The following is a 17,827-nucleotide window of genomic DNA, read 5'->3' on the forward strand; positions in this document are numbered from 1 at the left end:
CCACCCGCGCGCCCGCCCCGTCCCGCCGTCCCGCGGGCCGGTGCGCTACCGCCGGGCCCCGCCGGCGCCGGCGCGTTCGCGGGCCAGGCCGGTCAGGGCGCGGCGGGCCGCGTGGTAGCCGGCCATCCCGTGCACCCCGCCGCCGGGCGGGGTCGAGGAGGAGCACAGGAAGACCCCGGGCACGCCGGTGGCGTAGGGGTCGGTCCGGACGACGGGCCGGAAGACCTGCTGCAGCCCGTCCAGGGCGCCCCCGCCGATGTCGCCGCCCACCAGGTTGGCGTTCCACGCCTGCAGCCCGGACGGCGGGGTGTCGACCCGGGCCAGGACCCGGTCGCGCACGCCGGGGGCGAAGCGCTCCAGCTGCTCGAGCACCCGCTCCCCGGCCCGGGGGTCGTCGCAGCCGTGCGGGACGTGGGCGTAGGCCCACAGCACCTGCTGCCCGGCCGGTGCCCGGGACGGGTCCGCGGCCCCCTGCTGGGCCACCAGGACGAACGGCCGCTCGGGGAGCCGTCCCGCGCGGGCCTGGGACTCCGCGGCCCCGATCTGCGCGAGCGTCCCGCCCACGTGCACGGTCCCGGCCCGGGCCACCCGCGGGTCGCGCCAGGGCACGGGGCCGTCCAGCAGGAGGTCGACCTTGTAGCAGGCCGTCCCGTAGCGCCAGCGGGACAGCGCCCGGCGGTACCGAGGCGGCAGCCCGAGCCCGCCCAGGCCCAGCACCTGCCGGGGCGTGAGGTCCAGCAGGACCAGCTCGGCCGGGCGCACCTGGGCGAGGTCGGTCACCGGGCGGTCCAGCAGCACGCGGCCCCCGTGCTCCCGGAGGTCGGCCACGAGCGCGTCGGCGATCGCCTGGGACCCGCCCCGGGCCACGGGCCAGCCCGTGGCGTGGGCGGCGGCGCCGAACAGCGTGCCGAACGCCGAGGTCAGCACGTGGCGCGGGGGCAGCACGGCGTGCGCCGCGGATCCCGCGAACAGGCCCCGGGCCTGCTCGGTGCGGAACAGCGCCCGCGCCGTGGCCGCGGCCGGCCACGGCGCCCGGAGTCCGAAGGACGCCAGGGCCGCCGGGTGCTCGGGCACCCGCACGAGCGGGCCCAGGGCGGACTCCACCGTCTGCTCCCAGCGCCCGACCACGCCCCGGTGCAGCGCCGACCAGGCCCGGCCGTCCGGACCCAGCTCCGCGGCGGTGCGCTCGAGGGAGCGGTGCAGCAGCCCGGGCGGGCCGTCGTCGAGGGGATGGGCCGCGACCACCGGCGGGTGCAGCCACTCCAGCCCGTGGCGGTGCAGGCCCAGCCGCGAGAACAGCGGGCTGGCCACCCCGAAGGGGTGCACCGCGGAGCCGAGGTCCACCACCGTGCCCGGGCCGAGCGCCGCGGCGGAGCGCGCCGCCCCGCCGGGTGTGCCGGCCGCCTCGTGCACCGTGACGTCGAGCCCGGCCCGGGCCAGGACCACGGCCGCGGCCAGCCCGTTGGGCCCCGCGCCGACGACCGCGGCCGTTCCCTCCACCGGTCGGCCTACCCGGTCAGGGCGCTGCGCATGGTCCGCAGGGCCACGGACAGGGACGCGAGCTCGGTGGCGGGCTCGCCCGTGCTCTCGGCCTCGATCTCCCCGAGCACCTGGCGCAGCCGCGCCAGGCGGGACTCGTTGGCCTCCTCCCAGGCGTCGACCTTCTCGCGGGCGGTCCGCCCCGGGGCCCGGAGCGCCTGGTCGGCCAGCGCCACGAGCGTGGCGTAGACGTCCTCCCGCATGGACATCCGCGCGAGGTTCTCCCAGCGGGTGGTCTGCGGCAGGTCCGTGATGCGGTTGAGCAGGCTCTCGATCCGGTACCGGTCGTAGAGCCGGAAGTAGACCTTGGCGATGGTCTTGATCTGCTCCTCGTCGAGGGCGCCGTCCTCGGTCACGGCCTCGCCCGAGGCGTGGGCGAGGCGGGCGACGTCGAGCAGCGCGAACGCGTCCAGCAGCTGCGACCACTCGGTGGCCAGCGGGCCCGGCACGCCCTGCCGCGCGGCCGCCTCCGCGTGGGAGTCGACCCGCTGACGGGAGTCCTCCCCCAGCAGCCGGTCCTCGAGGAAGCGGATGTCCACCGTGGGCTTGTACCGCTCGATGACCTCGGCGACCGGGTTGGCGGTCTCCTGCCGGTGGATGAGCCAGCGCACCACGCGGTCCAGCAGCCGGCGCATGTCCAGGAACATCCGGTCCCACACCTCCGTGGGCACGTCGGCGGGCAGCTCCTGGTGCTGGTGGGCGTAGCGCTCGATCTCGTAGATCTGCACCGCCGCCACGAACGCGCGGGCGACCTCCACGGGCTCGCAGCCGGTCTCCTCCATGACCCGGTAGACGAAGGCGATCCCGCCGTAGTTGATCATCTGGTTGGCGACCATCGTGCCGATGATCTCCGCCCGCAGGGGGTGGGTGCCGACGAGCTCGCCGAAGCGCCGGGTGATCTGCTCCGGGAAGTACTTCTCCAGCACCTCGTCGAACCAGGGGTCCTCGGCCAGGCCGCCCTCGACGAGGGCCTCGGAGAGCTGGATCTTGGCGTAGGCCGCGAGCACGGACAGCTCCGGGGAGGTGAGGCCGTGCCCGGTGCGGGCGCGTTCGCGCAGCTGCTCGTCGGTGGGCAGGAACTCGATCGCCCGGTCGAGGTCGGCCGTGTCCTCGAGCCAGTGCATGAACCGGATGTAGGCCTCGTTGAGGTCCCGCACGCGGGCCCGCTCGGTGGTGAGCAGCACGTTCTGGGCCACGTTGGTCTCGAGCACGAGACCGGCCACCTCGTCCGTCATGGCCTCGATGAACCCGGCCCGCTCCTCGGCGGTCAGCTCTCCGGCCACGACCATCCGGTCCACCAGGATCTTGATGTTGACCTCGCGGTCGGAGGACTCCACGCCGCCGGAGTTGTCGATCGCGTCCGTGTTCAGCAGCACGCCGCCGAGGGCGGCCTCCACGCGCCCGAGCTGGGTGCAGCCGAGGTTGCCGCCCTCGCCCACCACCTTGACCCGCAGGTCCGCGCCGTCGACCCGGATCGCGTCGTTCGCCTTGTCCCCCACGTCCGTGTGGGACTCCCGCGCCGACTTCACGTAGGTGCCGATGCCGCCGTTGTAGAGCAGGTCCGCCGGGGCGGTGAGGATCGCGCGGATCAGCTCGATCGGGGACAGCTCCTCGACCCCGTCCGGCAGGCCCAGGGCCTCGCGGACCTGCGGGGAGACCGGCACGGACTTCACCGTGCGCGAGTACACCCCGCCGCCCGCGGAGATCTTCTCCCGGTCGTAGTCCTGCCACGAGGAGCGGGGCCGGCCGAAGAGCCGCTCGCGCTCGGCGTAGGAGACGGCCGGGTCCGGGTCCGGGTCCAGGAAGATGTCCCGGTGGTCGAACGCGGCGACCAGGCGGATGTGCTCGGAGAGCAGCATGCCGTTGCCGAACACGTCCCCGGACATGTCGCCCACGCCCACCACGGTGAAGTCCTCCGTCTGGGTGTCCACGCCCAGCTCGAAGAAGTGCCGCTTCACGGACTCCCACGCCCCACGGGCGGTGATGCCCATGGCCTTGTGGTCGTAGCCCACCGACCCGCCGGAGGCGAAGGCGTCGCCGAGCCAGAACCCGTACTCCGCGGAGATCGCGTTGGCGGTGTCGGAGAAGGACGCCGTGCCCTTGTCCGCGGCCACCACCAGGTAGGAGTCCTGGCCGTCGCGGCGCACCACGTGCTCCGGGTGCACCACCACGTCGTGGCCGGTCTCGTCCCGCACCAGGTTGTCGGTGATGTCCAGCAGGGAGGCGATGAACATCTTGTACGCCTCGCGGCCCTCGCGCACCCAGGCGTCGCGGTCCACGGCGGGGTCCGGCAGCTGCTTGGGGTAGAACCCCCCCTTGGCCCCGTTGGGCACGATCACCGAGTTCTTCACCATCTGCGCCTTGACCAGGCCCAGCACCTCGGTGCGGAAGTCCTCGCGGCGGTCCGACCAGCGCAGCCCGCCGCGGGCCACCGGTCCGAAGCGCAGGTGCGTGCCCTCGACCCGCGGGGACCACACCCAGATCTCGAACATGGGGTGCGGCCGCGGGGCGGCGCTGATCCGCCCGGGGTTGAGCTTGAAGGCCATGGTGGGCCGGTGCCGGTACACGTTGGTGCGCACGGTGGCGGCCATGATCTCGGTCAGCGCCCGCAGCAGCTTGTCCGCGTCGAGGGTGGGGACCTCGTCGAGGGCCTCCATCAGCCGGGACTGCGCGGCGTCGCGCTGGGAGCCGCGCACGGCGTCGTCGAGCGCGGGGTTGAAGCTCGCCTCGAAGAACTCGACCAGCCCGCGGGTGACCGCGGGGAAGGCCAGGAGCGTGTCCGCGATGTAGTCGAACGAGTTGGGGTGCCCGAGCTGCAGGAGGTACCGGACGTAGGAGCGCAGCACGGCCACCGTCCGCCACGTCAGCCGCTCGGTGAGGACCAGCCGGTTCAGGGAGTCGGACTCCGAGCGGTTGGACAGCACCGCGCACAGGGTGTCCTCGATGAGGTCCTCGGTCTGGGCGTCCTCCGGGCCGATGGCGTCCACGCCCTCGGGCAGGCGCACGCCGAAGTCGTAGAGCTGGAAGTGGCGCCCGTCGGCGGGGGTGACCTCGTAGGGCTTCTGGTCCAGGATCGTGAGCCCCAGGTTCTGCAGCATGGGCAGCAGCGCGGTGAGGGACAGGGACCGGGTGAGGTAGATGTTCAGCCGCACGCCCCCGGGGTCGTCGACCACGCGCACCTCCGCGGGCAGGTCCGGGTCGCGGCCCCAGAGCTCCTCGCAGCGCTGGAGGTCCTCGACGGCCTCCTCGATCTCGTAGTCCGCCCGGTAGGCGTCCGGGAACGCCTCCGCCCAGTTCTCGGCGTGCGTGCGGGCCACGTCCTCCGGGAACTCGCGGTGGATCGCCCGCACCAGCGCCTCGGACCAGGACCGCACGGCCGCGCGCAGCCGCGCCTCGAGGCCCGCCCGGTCGAAGGACTGCACCTGCCCGGTGTACGGCAGGCGGATGCGGAAGAACAGCCGGGCCAGCGTGGAGGCGGACAGCCGGGCGTCGAAGTCGATGGACTCGGCGTCGAAGGTCCGCCGCAGCTCCGCCTCGATCCGCCCGCGCACCGACGTGTTGTACCGGTCCCGGGGCAGGAAGAGGACCGCGGACATGAACCGGCCGAAGTGGTCCTGGCGCAGGAACAGCCGGGTCTGGCGCCGCTCGTCCAGGCCCATGACGCCGCGCATGATCTCGTAGAGCTCCTCCGCGGTCATGTGGAAGAGCTCGTCCCGCGGGTAGTCCTCGATGTTGCCCATGAGGTCCCGGGCGGAGTGGGAGTCCTCGAGGAAGCCGAAGCGCTCGGCGACCTCCGCCAGCTTCTCCTTGAGCAGCGGCGTCTCCCGTGCCGGGGTGTTGTACGCCCGGCGGGTGAACAGCCCCAGCACCAGGTACTCCCCCACGATCCGGCCCTCGTCGTCGTACTTGGCGACGCCGACGTAGTCGAGGTACTCGCGGCGGTGGATGGACGAGCGGCGGTTGGCCTTCGTGACGAACAGGGTGCCGGCCTCGCGGGCGTGCTCCCGGCCCAGGCCGGTGAGCTGCTGGCGGTGGGGCTTGCCCTCGTGCTCCACGAGCAGGCCCAGTCCCGTCCCGGGCCGGCTGGCGAGGGCCAGGCCGTCGTCGGTCTCCTCGAGGTCGTACTCCTTGAAGCCCATGAGGATGAAGTTGCCGCCGATCAGCCAGCGCAGGAAGTCCTGGGAGGGGCCGACCATCGGGGGGTGGCCGCCCCCGGGCAGCTCCAGGGTGCGCAGCCGGTCCAGCTCCCCGGCGAGCCGCTCGACGCGGGCCTTGAGCTGCTCCTGGTCCTCGTCGACGCGCTGGACGTCGCGGAGCAGGGTGGACAGCCGGTCCACGAGCTGCTGGGCGGTCTCGTCGGAGATCGGGCGGGAGAGCTCCACGGAGATCCAGGACTCCACCACGTGCCGCGTCCCGCCGGAGGCCCGGAAGTTCGCCAGGCTCGGCAGCGCGGTGGTGTCACCGCTGGCGCTCGCGGAGAAGTCGGGGACCTGCTGGAGCTCGCGCAGCTCGTGGCTGTCCTCGTCGCGGGTCGCCACCAGCACGGGGTGGATGACCAGGCGGGCGCCGCCCCACTTGGCGGCGATCTCCGCGTTCACGGTGCTCACGAGGTAGGGCACGTCCTCGGTGACCACGAAGACCACCGAGCTCGAGTCCTCCTGGCGCACCCCCACGACGATCTCGCCCGGGGCGCGCACCCGGCCGACCTCCTGGTGGTGGTCGGCGCGCTCGCGCAGCTGCTCCTCGGTGCGCGCGAGCAGGTCCTCCTGCGGGACGTGGCGGTAGTACTCGTTGATCCACGCCCGCTCTCCGTCCCACTGCGGGGTCTGCGGGATCACCCGGAGCGTCTCCGTGCGGTCCTCGTCGGGGATCGTGTACTGGTCAGGGGCCACAGCCGCATCACGCCTTCGTCGCCGTGGGCGGCACGGGCGCGGTCTGTGCGCCGCCGTCGCCGCCCCAGGGGTGGACGGCACCTCGTGGGACCGTCCCTGGTCCGTCCAGCTTATTGAACGAACACCGCCCTGTCAGGGGGCGGTGGGCTCGGGCACGTCGTCCCGCAGCCGGGCGTCGTCGAGGGCCTCGGTCCGCACCTGGACCACCTCGCAGTTCCGCACCCGGGGGTGGGTCTCGCCGTTGAGCACGGAGACCGTCAGACGGATCAGCGAGCCGTGGGCCACGACCAGGACGTTGCGCCCCGGGTGCGCGTCGCGGATGCGGCGCAGCGCGGCCGTGCCGCGGCGGGCCACCTCCTCCGCCGGCTCCCCCTCGGCCAGGATCGCGTCCCGGGCCTGCGCCTCGAGTCCGGCGAGGGTGGAGCCCTCCCACGGCCCGAAGCCGCGCTCCACGAGCCCGGGGCAGGTCTCGCTCAGCTCGAGGCCGAGGACCCCGCCGATGATCTGCGCGGTCTCCACGGCGCGGCTGAGCGGTGAGGAGACCAGCACGTCCCAGCGGCTCGCCCCGGCGTGCAGCCGCCGGGCGACGGCGCGGGCCTCGTGCCGTCCGGTGTCGTTGAGCGGGACGTCCGTGGCGCCCTGCAGCCGCTCCTCCAGGTTCCAGTCGGTCTGGCCGTGGCGGATGAGCGCGATGCGTCCGGGAGTGTTCACGCCCTCCACTGTGGGCGACGGCCCGCCGCGGGGCAAGCCCGGGCCCCGGCCCGCCGCGGACGGCGGGCCGGGGCCCGGGCCGTGCTACTGCGGGTCCTCGGGCCGCTCCGGGCGCTCGCGCTCCTCGACGGAGGAGCGCACCTCGGGGTCGTCGGTGTCGTCGACCCACGGCTCGGTCTGCCGGTGCTCCTCCACGTGGTCCGGCTGCCGGGCCTGCAGTGCGTCCTCGACCTCGTGCTTCATCTGGTCGTCGAGCTCCGACCCGTGCTTGGTGTTGCCTCTCTCGGCCATCACGTCGCTCCTTCGGTGGTGGTGTCCGGCCGGCCCGCCGGCGGCGGCCCGCCCGGGCGTGGGATCAGGCGCCGCCCTCGTCCTCGGCCAGGCCGCGCTGGGCACGGTCGGCCGCCTCGGAGGAGCCCTCGGGCAGGGGGTCGGCCGCGGGCGGGACCTGCCCGGGGGCGTAGTCCTGCAGCCCGGCGGCCACCCGCTCCTGCTCGGTGGCCGCGGCGAGGGCGTCGTCGTCGAGCTTCTCGGGCATGCCCGCGTGGCCCTGGTGGATGGGGCGGGGCAGGGCGTCCTCCTGCGGCTCGATGACGTCGTCGAGGTCGGGGGCGTCGTCGTTCGGGGTGCTCATAGGAAGCCTCCTTACGTTGTGCCGTGTGCCCACCCTAGCGAACCCGGCGGGGCCGGGGAAGGGCGCGGGGCGGCCCGGCACCGGTGGGACACGGCGGCGCCGCGGGGTCGGGGTCCTGGACGAACCGCGGCGATGGGGGTTGAGTAGCGGTCATGACCACCTTCACGTTCAGCTCCCGCGTGCCCCATCCCGTCGAGGACGTCTTCGCCTGGCACGCCCGCCCGGGAGCCCTCACGCGGCTGACCCCCGCGTGGACGGGCTCCGTCGTGGAGGAGTCCTCCCCGCCGCTGCAGAACGGCACGCGGTCCCGGCTGCGGGTCGCCGTGCCCGGCAGCTACGGGCTCGCCTCGGTGCCCTGGACGGCGGAGCACCACGGGTTCGTCCCGGGCCGGGAGTTCCGCGACCGGATGGTCAGGGGTCCGCTGGCCTCGTGGGAGCACCACCACCGGTTCGACGACGACGGGCACGGGGGGACCGTGGTCACCGACACGGTGGAGTACGCGGCCCTGCCCGGCGACAAGGCTTTCGGCGACCGGCTGATGGGCCCGGCGCTGGGCCGCCAGTTCGAGGCCCGCGCGCGCCGGCTGACCGCGGACCTGGAGTTCCACGCCCGCCGGCCCGGCCGGCCGCTGACGGTCGCGCTCACCGGGGCGTCCGGCACGATCGGCACGCAGCTGGCCGCGCTGCTGGGCACCGGCGGGCACACCGTGCTGCGCTTCGTGCGCCGCGAGGCGCGCACTGCCGGGGAGATCTCCTGGGACCCGGAGGCCGGGGCCCTGGACCCCGCCGCCCTCCGGGGCGTGGACGTGGTCGTGAACCTGGCCGGGCGCAGCATCGGGGGGCGGCTCACGCGCGCGGCGAAGGAGCAGATCCGCGGCTCCCGCGTCCGCGGCACGGAGCTGATCGTGCGCGCCCTCGCCGCGCTCGGCGACGACGCCCCGGCGGCCCTGGTCAACGCCTCCGCGATCGGCTACTACGGGGCCGACACGCACGGGCAGACCGTCACCGAGAAGTCCCCGCCGGGCGAGGACTTCCTCGCCGAGGTCTGCACCGCCTGGGAGCGGGCCGCCCAGGGCGCCGAGGCCACCGGGACGCGCGTGGTGACGGTGCGCACCGGGGTGGTGCAGAGCCCCGCCGGGGGCGCGCTCAAGGCGCAGCTGCCGCTGTTCCTCGCCGGGCTGGGCGGGCGGCTGGGCTCCGGGAACCAGTGGCTGAGCTGGATCTCCCTGGACGACGCGGTGGGGCTGTTCGCCCACGCCGTGCTCTCCGCCGGGCTGCACGGCCCCGTCAACGCCGTGGCTCCCATGCCGGTCACGGGCCGGGACTACGCGCGGACCCTCGGCAAGGTGCTCGGCCGGCCCGCGCTGCTGCCCACGCCGGGCTTCGGGCCGAAGCTGGTGCTCGGGGCCGAGGGCGCGGAGCTGATGGCGCTCGCGGACCAGCGGGTCTCGGCCGACCGCGCCATCGACCGCGGCTACCGGTTCCGGCACCCCGACCTCGGCTCCGCGCTGCGCGAGGAGCTCGGCCGCTTCTGAGGACGGACGCCGGAGGACCCCGCCCGGCGGGGCCGGACGGGGTCCTCCGGTGTCGGCGCGGCGCCGGTGCCGCGCCGGTGCGGCGACCGGCTCAGAGCCGCCCGGTGACCGGGAAGCGGTCCCAGGCCCGGTGGCTCTTCATGAGCGCGACGACCTGCTCCACCACGGCGGCGGAGTCCTTGCCGGCGACCACGCCGGGCGCGCCCTCGGGCAGGCCGGCCGCGGCGAGCGCGCGCCCCTTGTCGCCCCAGACGCCGATGGCCTTGGCCTGGCGGAACACCTCGCCGAGCAGCAGGTGCACGCGCGGGTCCAGGGCGCCCGTGGACACGGCGCCGGCCTTGGCGTCGAGGCCCGGCCGGGCGTCCGGCGCCGGCGGCACGGCACCGGCCACGAGCACGGAGTCGAACTCGACGGAGCGGGCGGTGAGGTAGGTGCGCTGGGCCACGACCTTCCCGCCGCGCCCGACCGGCCCGCCGTGCGGGGCGATCACGAGCGGGACCATGCCCGCGGCGTCGATCGCCTCGACCACGGCCAGGAGGTCGGCCTCGTCCGGGTCGGGCCCGACCACGACCCCGACCTGCCGGCCGTCGAGGGGCCACTGCCCGCCGATCTGGGACAGGGCGGGGCTCGGCGCGATCCGGCCGTGCTCGACGGTGGGCCGCGGCGCGGGCAGGCCCAGGCCCTCGGCGACCACGGCGCACAGCTTCGCGTCGATGTTGGCCAGGGACTGCAGCTGGCGCTCCTTGACCGACTGCTCCCAGCACTTGCCGAGCTCGAAGGTGTAGGCCTGCGCGATGTGCTCCTTCTCGACGTCGCTCATGGACAGCCAGAACAGGCGGGCCTGGCTGTAGTGGTCGTCGAAGGACGCCGGGACCCCGCGCTCCTTGACCGACTCCGCCACCGGGGCCGGGTGGTCGATGAAGGGACGGGCCGGCTCGTCGGCCGGGAACGGGTTGTTCCCGTCGAGGGTGTTCGGGTGGTAGGGCGCGACCCCGGTGTGCACGGCGGTCTGGTGCATGCCGTCCCGCAGCATGTCGTTGACCGGGGCGTGCGGGCGGTTGATCGGCAGCTGCGTCCAGTTGGGCCCGCCCAGCCGGCTGAGCTGGGTGTCCAGGTAGGAGAACAGCCGGCCCTGCAGCAGCGGGTCGTTGGTCACGTCGATGCCGCGCACCAGGTTGTTGGGGTTGAAGGCGACCTGCTCGGTCTCGGCGAAGTAGTTGGAGGGGTTGCGGTCCAGCGTCATGAGCCCCACCGGCTGCACGGGCGCGAGCTCCTCCGGGACGATCTTCGTGGGGTCGAGCAGGTCGATGCCCTCGAACATCTGCTCCTCGTTGTCCTCGAAGACCTGCACGCCGAGCTCCCACTCGGGGTGGGCGCCGGCCTCGATGGCGTCGGCGAGGTCGCGGCGGTGGACGTCGGGGTCCATGCCGTTGGCGATCTGCGCCTCCTCCCACAGCACGGAGTGCACGCCCAGCTTCGGCTTCCAGTGGAACTTCACGAGCACGCTGCCGCCCTCGTCGTCCAGCAGGCGGAAGGTGTGGATCCCGAAGCCCTCCATCGTCCGGTAGGAGCGCGGGATCGCGCGGTCGGACATGTTCCAGATCGTGTGGTGCTGCGCCTCGGTGTGCAGCGAGACGAAGTCCCAGAACGTGTCGTGGGCGGACTGGGCCTGCGGGATCTCCCGGTCCGGGTGCGGCTTGCCGGCGTGGATGACGTCCGGGAACTTGATCGCGTCCTGGATGAAGAAGACGGGGATGTTGTTGCCCACCAGGTCCCAGGTGCCCTCGGACGTGTAGAACTTCGTGGCGAAGCCGCGGGTGTCCCGGGCCAGGTCGGCCGAGCCCCGGGAGCCGAGGACGGTCGAGAAGCGCACGAAGACCGGGGTCTCCACGTCCTTGCCGAACACGGCGGCCGAGGAGATCCGGCTCGCGGTGCCGTAGGAGCGGAACACGCCGTGGGCGCCGGCGCCGCGGGCGTGGACCACCCGCTCGGGGATGCGCTCGTGGTCGAAGTGGCTGATCTTCTCGCGGAAGTGGTGGTCCTGGAGCAGCACGGGCCCGCGCCGGCCGGCCTTCAGCGAGTGGTCCGTGTCGCTGCGCCGGGACCCGTGGGCGGTGGTCAGGTACTCCCCGCCCTGGGCGGCGAGCGTCGGGTCGGCCCCGGTGTCCCGGCCGGTGGGGCTCACGGGCGCCGGAGCCGCCTGGTCGGGCTTCGGCGGCAGCGGGGGCCGGGGCTCGGTGGGCTCCACGGCCGGGGCCTCCTCGCTGCCGGGAACGCCCGGGGGCATCGGCGCCTGCCCACCCGCTCGGTGTCTCGTCCTGTTCAGCCGCTTGCGCATGTGCATCTCCCGCTCGTCCTCGTCGTGTGGTCGTCGCCGGCCGGACCGGCCCCGGAGGGGCGCGGAACAGCCAGTCCACTGACCATTCAGTCACCGGCGGAAGGGACCGCACAAGCCCCCCACGCGGGACTCCGCGCTCGGTGAACAGCCCCGGGCACGGCACGGCCCCCGCCGGCCGGAGCCGGCGGGGGCCGCAGGACGGGGCTCAGGCCCGGCCGTCCTGCTCCTGCACGTCGATCCGCTCCTGGCGCACCGTCTCCTCGATCACCTCGGTGCGCTCGGTGCGGCGCACCGCCAGGCGCACCCGCTGGTAGGGCACCCGCACGGTCTGCACCACGGGCACCTCGCGGTAGAGGATGACCTCGTCCTCCCCCACCGGCAGGTCCTGCCCGGCGAGGAACGCCTCGCGCTCCTCCTCGGTGATCGGGGTGCGGATCTCCTCGACGTCCTCGGAGGCCAGGGTCTGCTCCTCGCGCACCGGCTCCTCGACCACGTACTTGCGCAGGCGCAGCCGCCCGGACTCGACCCGCTCCGTGCCGGCCCGCAGCCGTTCCTCGTGCCGGACCACGGTGGCCGCGTCCTCCTCGGCCCGGCCCCCCTCGTACCGGCCGCGCGCCGGCACGGCGTCCCCGAACCGGTCGCCCTCGAACCGATCGCCCCCGGGCCGGTCGTGGCGCGCGGCGGACTCCTGGTCGAAGGCCTGGTCCCCGGCGCCGCCGGACGGTTCGCGGCGCTCGTCCGCGACGCTCTCCCGGGCCCGGCCGGCCGTGGCGTCGGCGCCCGGGAGGGACTCCCCCGTCCGGCGGACGTTCGTGCCGTCGTCCTCCCCGGCGTCGTCGCCGTGCCGGTGGGCGTCGTCGTCCCCGGCGTCGATGTTGTAGGCGGGCGCCCCGCCGCGCGGGTCCCGCGTGTCGGTCGGCCCGGATGTCGGGTCCCCGCCGACGTCGCGGCCCTCCCGGCCGTAGGCGTTGTGGTCCCACAGCTCGGTCGACGAGCTGGGGGCGTGGCGCTCCACGCCCGTGTCGTCCACGTCGCGTGTCCGGTCGGGGCGCGTCCCGGGGCGCTCCGTGTGGGCAGTTTCCTGGTCGTACGGGCGGTCGTCGGAGGTGGACATCGTGGGCTCTCCTCAGGATTGCTGTGGTGGTCGAATTTTATCAGCGTGCTGAGCGGTGCTTCCGCCCACTCTACGGGGGACCGGCCCGGGACACGCCCCGGCGCCCGCCCTTGTCCGCCCGCCCCCGCGGTGCCAGTATCGATGCATGAGCGCCTGGATCGTTCTCGCGGCCGGCGGCACCGAGGCCGCGCGGACCGGGGTGTGGGAAAGTGGTGCGACGGTGGCCGGCGCGGTCGTCGTCGTGCTGATGGTGGCCGCCGTGACCTCCCTGCTGCGCACCCCGGGACAGGACCCGGTCCTGCGACTGTTCTGGCTGCTCGTGATCCTCGCGTTCCCCGTGGCCGGCGCCGGCCTGTGGTTCGTGCTGGGCCGCCGCGCGGGGCACGCACCCGGCGCGCACCCCGCGTAGTCGATCCCGTCCCCGTGGAGGACCCGGCCGAGAAAGGAATCCGCATGAGCTACTCCCAGGACGGGCACGGGTTCTTCACCCAGGCCCTCGACGCCGAGGACCGCGGGCGGCTCGACGAGGCCGAGACCGCCTACCAGCAGGCCATCGTCCTCTTCGAGGAGGAGGGCGACTCCCTGCAGGAGCAGGCCGCCTGCCACTACAACCTGGGCCACCTCTACCTGGGGATGAACCGGCCGGGCCGGGCCGTCACCGCCTACGAGGAGGCCCTGGGCCTGTTCCACCGCATCGGCGGCAGCGGCAAGCACCAGGCCCGCACCCATCTGATCCTGGGCAGCCTGTGCCTGGAGCTGGACCGCGCCCACGACGCCGAGGAGCACCTGCTGGACGCCCTGGGGCAGTACCTCGACGCCCCGCACGACGCCCACGACCAGGCGCAGTGCCACGTCAACCTCGGCCGGGTCTACGAGCTCGGCGAGCGGCACACCCAGGCCATCACCGCCTACAACCGGGCCCTGGACTTCTACCAGGAGACCGAGGCCACCACTGCGGACCAGGCGGAGTGCTTCACCGCCCTGGGGCGGCTGTACGAGCGCGCGGGACGGCTGAAGGAGTCCGGCGCGGCCTACGCGGCCGCGGCCCGGCTGCGCTGGGCGGCCGAGCAGCAGCGACTGGAGAGTGCCGATCCCGCCCGGGACGCCGGCGTGCCCGACGGAGAGGACCGCACGTGAGCTCACGCCTGATCTACGGGTGCATGACCATCGGCGGCTCGTGGGACGACGCCCCCCACGACGCCGCCACCGTGGACCGCGCCCGGGCGGCGGTGCACGCGGCCCTCGACGCCGGCATCACCGACTTCGACCACGCCGACATCTACGCCCACGGCAAGTCCGAGGCGGTCTTCGGGGAGCTCCTGGCCGAGGACCCGGCACTGGCGGGCCGGGTGCGGCTGCAGACGAAGTGCGGGGTGCGCCTGCCCGGCAACACCGCCGCCCCCGGCGCCCCGGCCCACTACCGCCTGGACCGGGGAACGATCCGCGCCGGGCTGGAGGGCTCCCTGCGCCGGCTCCGCGTGGACTCGGTGGAGCGCTTCATGCTGCACCGCCCCGATCCCCTCGCCGACCCCCACGAGGTCGCGGACGCCCTGGACGAGCTCCGCAGGGAGGGACTCATCCGCTCGGTGGGCCTGTCCAACATGTCGACCCGCCAGGTGGCCCTCTACCAGCAGCTGCTCACCACGCCGGTCACGGCCCTGCAGCTGGAGCTGAGCCTGCGCCACCGCGGGTTCGTGGAGCAGCAGATCCTCGCCAACCACCCCGAGGGCGCCGAGCACTCGTTCCCCGAGGGGATCCTGGAGTACTGCGCGGCCGACGGCATCGAGGTGCAGGCGTGGGGCGCCCTGGCCCGGGGCCTGTACACCGGGGCCCCGATCCCGCCGGAGGACCAGCACGCCGCGGCCACGGCCGAGACGGTGCACCGGATCGCCGCCGCGCACGCGGTGTCCGGGGAAGCGGTGGTCCTCGCGTGGCTGATGCGCCACCCCGGCGGCATCCGCCCGGTCCTGGGCACCACCGACCCGCGCCGGATCGCCGCGTGCGCCGAGGCGGAGGCGCTGGCGCCCCGGCTCGGCCACGAGGACTGGTACGCCCTGCTCACCGCGGCGCGCGGCAACCCGGTGCCCTGACCCCGCTCAGCGGAACAGGGGCGGACCGGAGTAGGGGGCGAGGATCTCCTGCTGCTCCGGGGTGATCCGCAGGACCGTCCCGGTGGCGGGCACGAAGAACGCGAGCTGGGTCTCGGCGCGCACGCACGCCCGGCGGCTCACCACGTCCGTGATCTCGAAGCCCAGGGTGAGTGCCCCGCCACGGGCCGAGACGACCCACACGCGCACCTCCACCGGGGTGTTGCGGTACTCGAGGGAGCGCAGGTACTTGATCCGGTTCTCGGTGATCAGCGCCTGGGTGCCGGCGGGGAGCACGGAGAAGAACGGGATGAGCGGGGCCTCCACCTCGTGACCGGTGCCCACGGGCACACCGAGCGCCGCGATCCGCGCCTCCTCGAGCAGCCGCACGACCTCGACGTTGTTCACGTGGCCGTACGGGTCCATGTCGCCCCAGCGCATGGTCACCCGGCACAGCACCCCGGACTGCTGCGTCACCGTCATGCGGTGGTCCTCCTCGGTCGTTCGGGCCCGGGATCGGGCGGACCGGCCGCGGCCGCCGCCCCACGGGCGTCCCCATCGTAGGCCCGGGGCCGGGCCGGCCCCGCACCCCGGCGACACGGGCCGGGGTGACAGAATGGGCGGGGACCCCGGGTCCTCCCGACGAGCGGCAAGGAACGACGGAATGACCGGAAGCTCCCGCACCGTCCCGCGGACGCGGCGCCCGACACGGCCGGCACCGCGACGTCCACCGCGGTGGGTGACGTGGGGCGCCGCCTCGGTGCCGGCCCTGCTGCTGGCCTGGCTGCTGGGGTGCTGGGTCGTGCTCCAGCACCCGCGCACCGACGAGCCGTCCCGGTCGGACGCCCTGTTCGTCCTCGGCCCCCCGGACCGGACCCGCCTGGCGGAGGCGCAGCGGCTCATGGACGCCGGGATCGCGCCGGTGCTCGTGATCGCCGTCCCCGGGGCCGGGGACCTCGGCGACGACTCGGGACCCGTCTACTACACCCGGGCCCAGCAGGTCTGCGCGGCGGAGCCGGCCTACGAGGTGATCTGTTTCCGGCCGGACCCGTCCACCACCCAGGGCGAGGCCCTGCAGCTGCGGGAGCTCAGCCGCCAGCGGGGCTGGGACCACGTCAGCGCGCTCACCTACCGTCAGCACGTCACCCGGTCCCGGCTGATCCTCGAGCGCTGCTACGCCGGCGAGCTGGACGTGCTCGCCTTCGACTACCCGGAGCTGCCACGGGGACTGCTGCGGGAGTTCGCCTACCAGTCCGGCGGATTCGCGAAGGCCTGGGTCACCCCCGGCTGCGACCAGCAGCTGCCCTGGCGGCCGAAGTCCCGGGACTGAGCCGGGGCGCCGGCTCAGCCGCCGCGGTCGGCGAGGTCGCGGATCCACTCGACGGAGCGGCGGTCGCCCTCGGAGGAGACCGTGTGGGCGTCGTCGCGGCCGGAGAGGACGTCCGCCGCGGAGGTCCTCGGCGCGCCCGGACGGTGCGGCCCGCCGGACGCGGCGATCCCGGCGATCCAGCCCTCGCCCTCCACGCCGCGGTGCGCGTCGGCGGCCAGGCGGGCCCGGGCGGCGGCGACGGTGATGGGGTCCACGGGGTCGGCCATGGCTCCATTCTTCCCCCGCCGTCGCCCGGGAGGAAGACTGGGACCATGACCGACCTGCAGTGCCCGGCCACCGCCGTCCTGCTCGACGACGCCGCCGCTCCCCCGCCGTGGACGGCGCGGCTGCGGGTGGCCGAGCGGTTCACGGCCCGCGACGAGGCGGAGCTGACGGCGCTCGTGGAGGACGCGGCCGATCTGTTCCGCGGGGAGACCTTCGTGGTCGCCGCCCCTGCCGGTGACATCGAGGAGGCGCTGCGGCGGCGGGGCGTCGTCGGGCGGGCACCGGCCGTCGTCGAGGTGGACTCCGCGGGATGGCGGTCCCGGCCCGCACCCTGACGCGGACCGGTCGGGCGGAGCGCTCGAGGAGCAGCGGTGTCCGGTCGGAGCGGTCCCGCACGGCCTCGAGCGCGCGGAGCCCAGTACGGCCCGTCCGTCGGCGGAGTCCTGGCCGTCGGCCCACGGACCCGGCGGTTCCGGTGTCACCGGGCGCTCGCCGGGGCGGCCGGCGCTGTGCTGTCCGGCCCGCCCTCTAGTGTTTCCGCTGGTGAGGTCGGCCTGGCCTCACCGCACCGGGAATCCGAGGAGGACATCACTTCCATGATGGGACCGAGCCATGCGGCCTGCGGGGCAGCCGCATGGGTGGCGCTGACCGCCGACTACCAGCTGCACCTGCAGGGCCTCAGCATTCCGATCGGGTGGGGGCTGCTGGACGTCGGCGACGCCGGGGTGCTCACCGGCGCCCTGGTCACCGCCGGCGCGGCACTGCTGCCGGACCTGGACCATCCGGGCGGGACCGTGGCCCGGTCCCTGCGGCCCCTGTCCACGTGGCTGTCCCGCGGGATCTGCCGGCTCTCGGGCGGGCACCGCCGCGGCACCCACTCGGTGCTGGGGGTGCTGGCGTTCACCGGCCTGGCGGCGGGCGCGCAGAAGATCGGCATCCCCGTCGGGGACCTGGGCCGGGTCTGGCCGCTGGCGGCGGTCATGTCCGTGCTGCTCATCGCGTTCGCCGTGCAGGTGCTCGCCTTCGTGCCGGAACGGGTGGCGAAGCTCAACTGGGTCGTGGGGATCGGGCTGGGCGTCGTCGTGGGCCTGTACCCGCCCGCCCACGAGTGGTGGTTCGCCGCCGCGGTGGGCACGGGCGTGGCGGCCCACCTGGCGGGGGACCTGGTGACCACGCGCGGGATCCACCTGCTCTACCCGCTGCGGATGCCGCTGCCCCTGCCGCGCTCCGTGTACAAGAACCGTTCGTTCCTCACCGTGCCGCTGATCGGCAACGCCGGGTCGGCCGCGGAGCTCGCGCTGCTCGCCCCGATCACGCTCTTCGCGCTGACGGGCCTGTGGGGCGCCTTCGCGCTGGCCACCGGGCTGGTGGTCGCCTGACCCC

General features: G+C 74.6%; 16 protein-coding genes. 7 read left to right on the plus strand and 9 right to left on the minus strand.

Annotation, left to right across the window (positions count from 1 at the left end):
• Positions 1 to 45: 45 nt before the first annotated feature.
• From BJF77_RS05725 to BJF77_RS05745, 5 genes are all read right to left on the minus strand, one after another.
• Positions 46 to 1,500 (minus strand): NAD(P)/FAD-dependent oxidoreductase, encoded by a 1,455-nt coding sequence (locus BJF77_RS05725; RefSeq protein WP_075871556.1) that lies wholly within the window; start codon positions 1,498 to 1,500, stop codon positions 46 to 48.
• 8 nt (positions 1,501 to 1,508) lie between these two features.
• Complete coding sequence (locus BJF77_RS05730) at positions 1,509 to 6,431, minus strand: NAD-glutamate dehydrogenase (protein ID WP_187347256.1); 4,923 nt, start codon at positions 6,429 to 6,431, stop codon at positions 1,509 to 1,511.
• A gap of 132 nt (positions 6,432 to 6,563) precedes the next feature.
• Positions 6,564 to 7,142: a histidine phosphatase family protein gene (locus tag BJF77_RS05735; protein WP_075871557.1), complete on the minus strand. Its 579-nt coding sequence runs from the start codon at positions 7,140 to 7,142 to the stop codon at positions 6,564 to 6,566.
• An 84-nt stretch (positions 7,143 to 7,226) separates the two neighbouring features.
• Positions 7,227 to 7,433, minus strand: coding sequence for a hypothetical protein (locus BJF77_RS05740; protein WP_047804709.1), 207 nt, complete (start codon positions 7,431 to 7,433; stop codon positions 7,227 to 7,229).
• 64 nt (positions 7,434 to 7,497) lie between these two features.
• Complete coding sequence (locus tag BJF77_RS05745; protein ID WP_075871558.1) at positions 7,498 to 7,776, minus strand: hypothetical protein; 279 nt, start codon at positions 7,774 to 7,776, stop codon at positions 7,498 to 7,500.
• Between the two features lie 152 nt (positions 7,777 to 7,928).
• On the opposite strand from BJF77_RS05745, the gene BJF77_RS05750 reads away from it, so the two are divergent.
• Positions 7,929 to 9,311: a TIGR01777 family oxidoreductase gene (locus tag BJF77_RS05750; RefSeq protein WP_075871559.1), complete on the plus strand. Its 1,383-nt coding sequence runs from the start codon at positions 7,929 to 7,931 to the stop codon at positions 9,309 to 9,311.
• A 91-nt stretch (positions 9,312 to 9,402) separates the two neighbouring features.
• Here BJF77_RS05750 and BJF77_RS05755 read toward each other — a convergent pair whose 3' ends face one another.
• A complete protein-coding gene (locus BJF77_RS05755; protein WP_083664993.1) occupies positions 9,403 to 11,598 on the minus strand; it encodes a catalase in 2,196 nt (731 codons plus the stop codon).
• Positions 11,599 to 11,854: 256 nt separating this feature from the next.
• On the minus strand, positions 11,855 to 12,763 hold the full coding sequence (locus BJF77_RS20460) for a YsnF/AvaK domain-containing protein (protein ID WP_158041192.1): 909 nt from the start codon (positions 12,761 to 12,763) through the stop codon (positions 11,855 to 11,857).
• Positions 12,764 to 12,908: 145 nt separating this feature from the next.
• Between BJF77_RS20460 and BJF77_RS05765 the strand changes: the two genes are divergently transcribed.
• Genes BJF77_RS05765 through BJF77_RS05775 form a run of 3 tightly spaced genes read left to right on the plus strand, consistent with a single transcriptional unit; the run spans position 12,909 to position 14,853 of the window.
• Positions 12,909 to 13,172 carry a PLD nuclease N-terminal domain-containing protein gene (locus tag BJF77_RS05765; protein ID WP_047804712.1) on the plus strand — a complete coding sequence of 88 codons (264 nt, stop codon included), beginning with the start codon at positions 12,909 to 12,911 and terminating at the stop codon, positions 13,170 to 13,172.
• 44 nt (positions 13,173 to 13,216) lie between these two features.
• Positions 13,217 to 13,900: a tetratricopeptide repeat protein gene (locus BJF77_RS05770; protein WP_047804713.1), complete on the plus strand. Its 684-nt coding sequence runs from the start codon at positions 13,217 to 13,219 to the stop codon at positions 13,898 to 13,900.
• Positions 13,897 to 14,853: an aldo/keto reductase family oxidoreductase gene (locus tag BJF77_RS05775; RefSeq protein ID WP_222844970.1), complete on the plus strand. Its 957-nt coding sequence runs from the start codon at positions 13,897 to 13,899 to the stop codon at positions 14,851 to 14,853. The genes BJF77_RS05770 and BJF77_RS05775 overlap by 4 nt, the downstream gene beginning before the upstream one ends.
• 6 nt (positions 14,854 to 14,859) lie before the next feature.
• Here BJF77_RS05775 and BJF77_RS05780 read toward each other — a convergent pair whose 3' ends face one another.
• Positions 14,860 to 15,333 (minus strand): thioesterase family protein, encoded by a 474-nt coding sequence (locus tag BJF77_RS05780; RefSeq protein WP_083664994.1) that lies wholly within the window; start codon positions 15,331 to 15,333, stop codon positions 14,860 to 14,862.
• 256 nt (positions 15,334 to 15,589) lie between these two features.
• On the opposite strand from BJF77_RS05780, the gene BJF77_RS05785 reads away from it, so the two are divergent.
• Positions 15,590 to 16,180 carry a hypothetical protein gene (locus BJF77_RS05785; protein WP_075871560.1) on the plus strand — a complete coding sequence of 197 codons (591 nt, stop codon included), beginning with the start codon at positions 15,590 to 15,592 and terminating at the stop codon, positions 16,178 to 16,180.
• 14 nt (positions 16,181 to 16,194) lie between these two features.
• Here the strand turns inward: BJF77_RS05785 and BJF77_RS05790 are convergent, their stop codons facing one another.
• Positions 16,195 to 16,446, minus strand: a complete 252-nt coding sequence (locus BJF77_RS05790) for a hypothetical protein (protein ID WP_075871561.1) — start codon at positions 16,444 to 16,446, stop codon at positions 16,195 to 16,197.
• Positions 16,447 to 16,491: 45 nt separating this feature from the next.
• Between BJF77_RS05790 and BJF77_RS05795 the strand changes: the two genes are divergently transcribed.
• Positions 16,492 to 16,779, plus strand: a complete 288-nt coding sequence (locus BJF77_RS05795; protein WP_047804717.1) for a hypothetical protein — start codon at positions 16,492 to 16,494, stop codon at positions 16,777 to 16,779.
• Positions 16,780 to 17,040: 261 nt separating this feature from the next.
• Complete coding sequence (locus tag BJF77_RS05800) at positions 17,041 to 17,823, plus strand: metal-dependent hydrolase (RefSeq protein WP_047804718.1); 783 nt, start codon at positions 17,041 to 17,043, stop codon at positions 17,821 to 17,823.
• Positions 17,824 to 17,827: the final 4 nt, after the last annotated feature.

Origin of the sequence: Kocuria sp. CNJ-770 (assembly GCF_001942375.1) — a bacterium.
Lineage (GTDB): Bacteria > Actinomycetota > Actinomycetes > Actinomycetales > Micrococcaceae > Kocuria > Kocuria oceani.

Excerpts from the sequence above, each read along its gene's own strand:
- BJF77_RS05740 (WP_047804709.1), bottom strand. The coding sequence starts at position 7,433 with ATGGCCGAGAGAGGCAACACCAAGCACGGGTCGGAGCTCGACGACCAG.
- BJF77_RS05750 (WP_075871559.1), top strand. The coding sequence starts at position 7,929 with ATGACCACCTTCACGTTCAGCTCCCGCGTGCCCCATCCCGTCGAGGAC.
- BJF77_RS05790 (WP_075871561.1), bottom strand. The coding sequence starts at position 16,446 with ATGGCCGACCCCGTGGACCCCATCACCGTCGCCGCCGCCCGGGCCCGC.
- BJF77_RS05765 (WP_047804712.1), top strand. The coding sequence starts at position 12,909 with ATGAGCGCCTGGATCGTTCTCGCGGCCGGCGGCACCGAGGCCGCGCGG.
- BJF77_RS05780 (WP_083664994.1), bottom strand. The coding sequence starts at position 15,333 with ATGACGGTGACGCAGCAGTCCGGGGTGCTGTGCCGGGTGACCATGCGC.
- BJF77_RS05800 (WP_047804718.1), top strand. The coding sequence starts at position 17,041 with ATGATGGGACCGAGCCATGCGGCCTGCGGGGCAGCCGCATGGGTGGCG.
- BJF77_RS05745 (WP_075871558.1), bottom strand. The coding sequence starts at position 7,776 with ATGAGCACCCCGAACGACGACGCCCCCGACCTCGACGACGTCATCGAG.
- BJF77_RS05770 (WP_047804713.1), top strand. The coding sequence starts at position 13,217 with ATGAGCTACTCCCAGGACGGGCACGGGTTCTTCACCCAGGCCCTCGAC.
- BJF77_RS05755 (WP_083664993.1), bottom strand. The coding sequence starts at position 11,598 with ATGCCCCCGGGCGTTCCCGGCAGCGAGGAGGCCCCGGCCGTGGAGCCC.
- BJF77_RS20460 (WP_158041192.1), bottom strand. The coding sequence starts at position 12,763 with ATGTCCACCTCCGACGACCGCCCGTACGACCAGGAAACTGCCCACACG.
- BJF77_RS05795 (WP_047804717.1), top strand. The coding sequence starts at position 16,492 with ATGACCGACCTGCAGTGCCCGGCCACCGCCGTCCTGCTCGACGACGCC.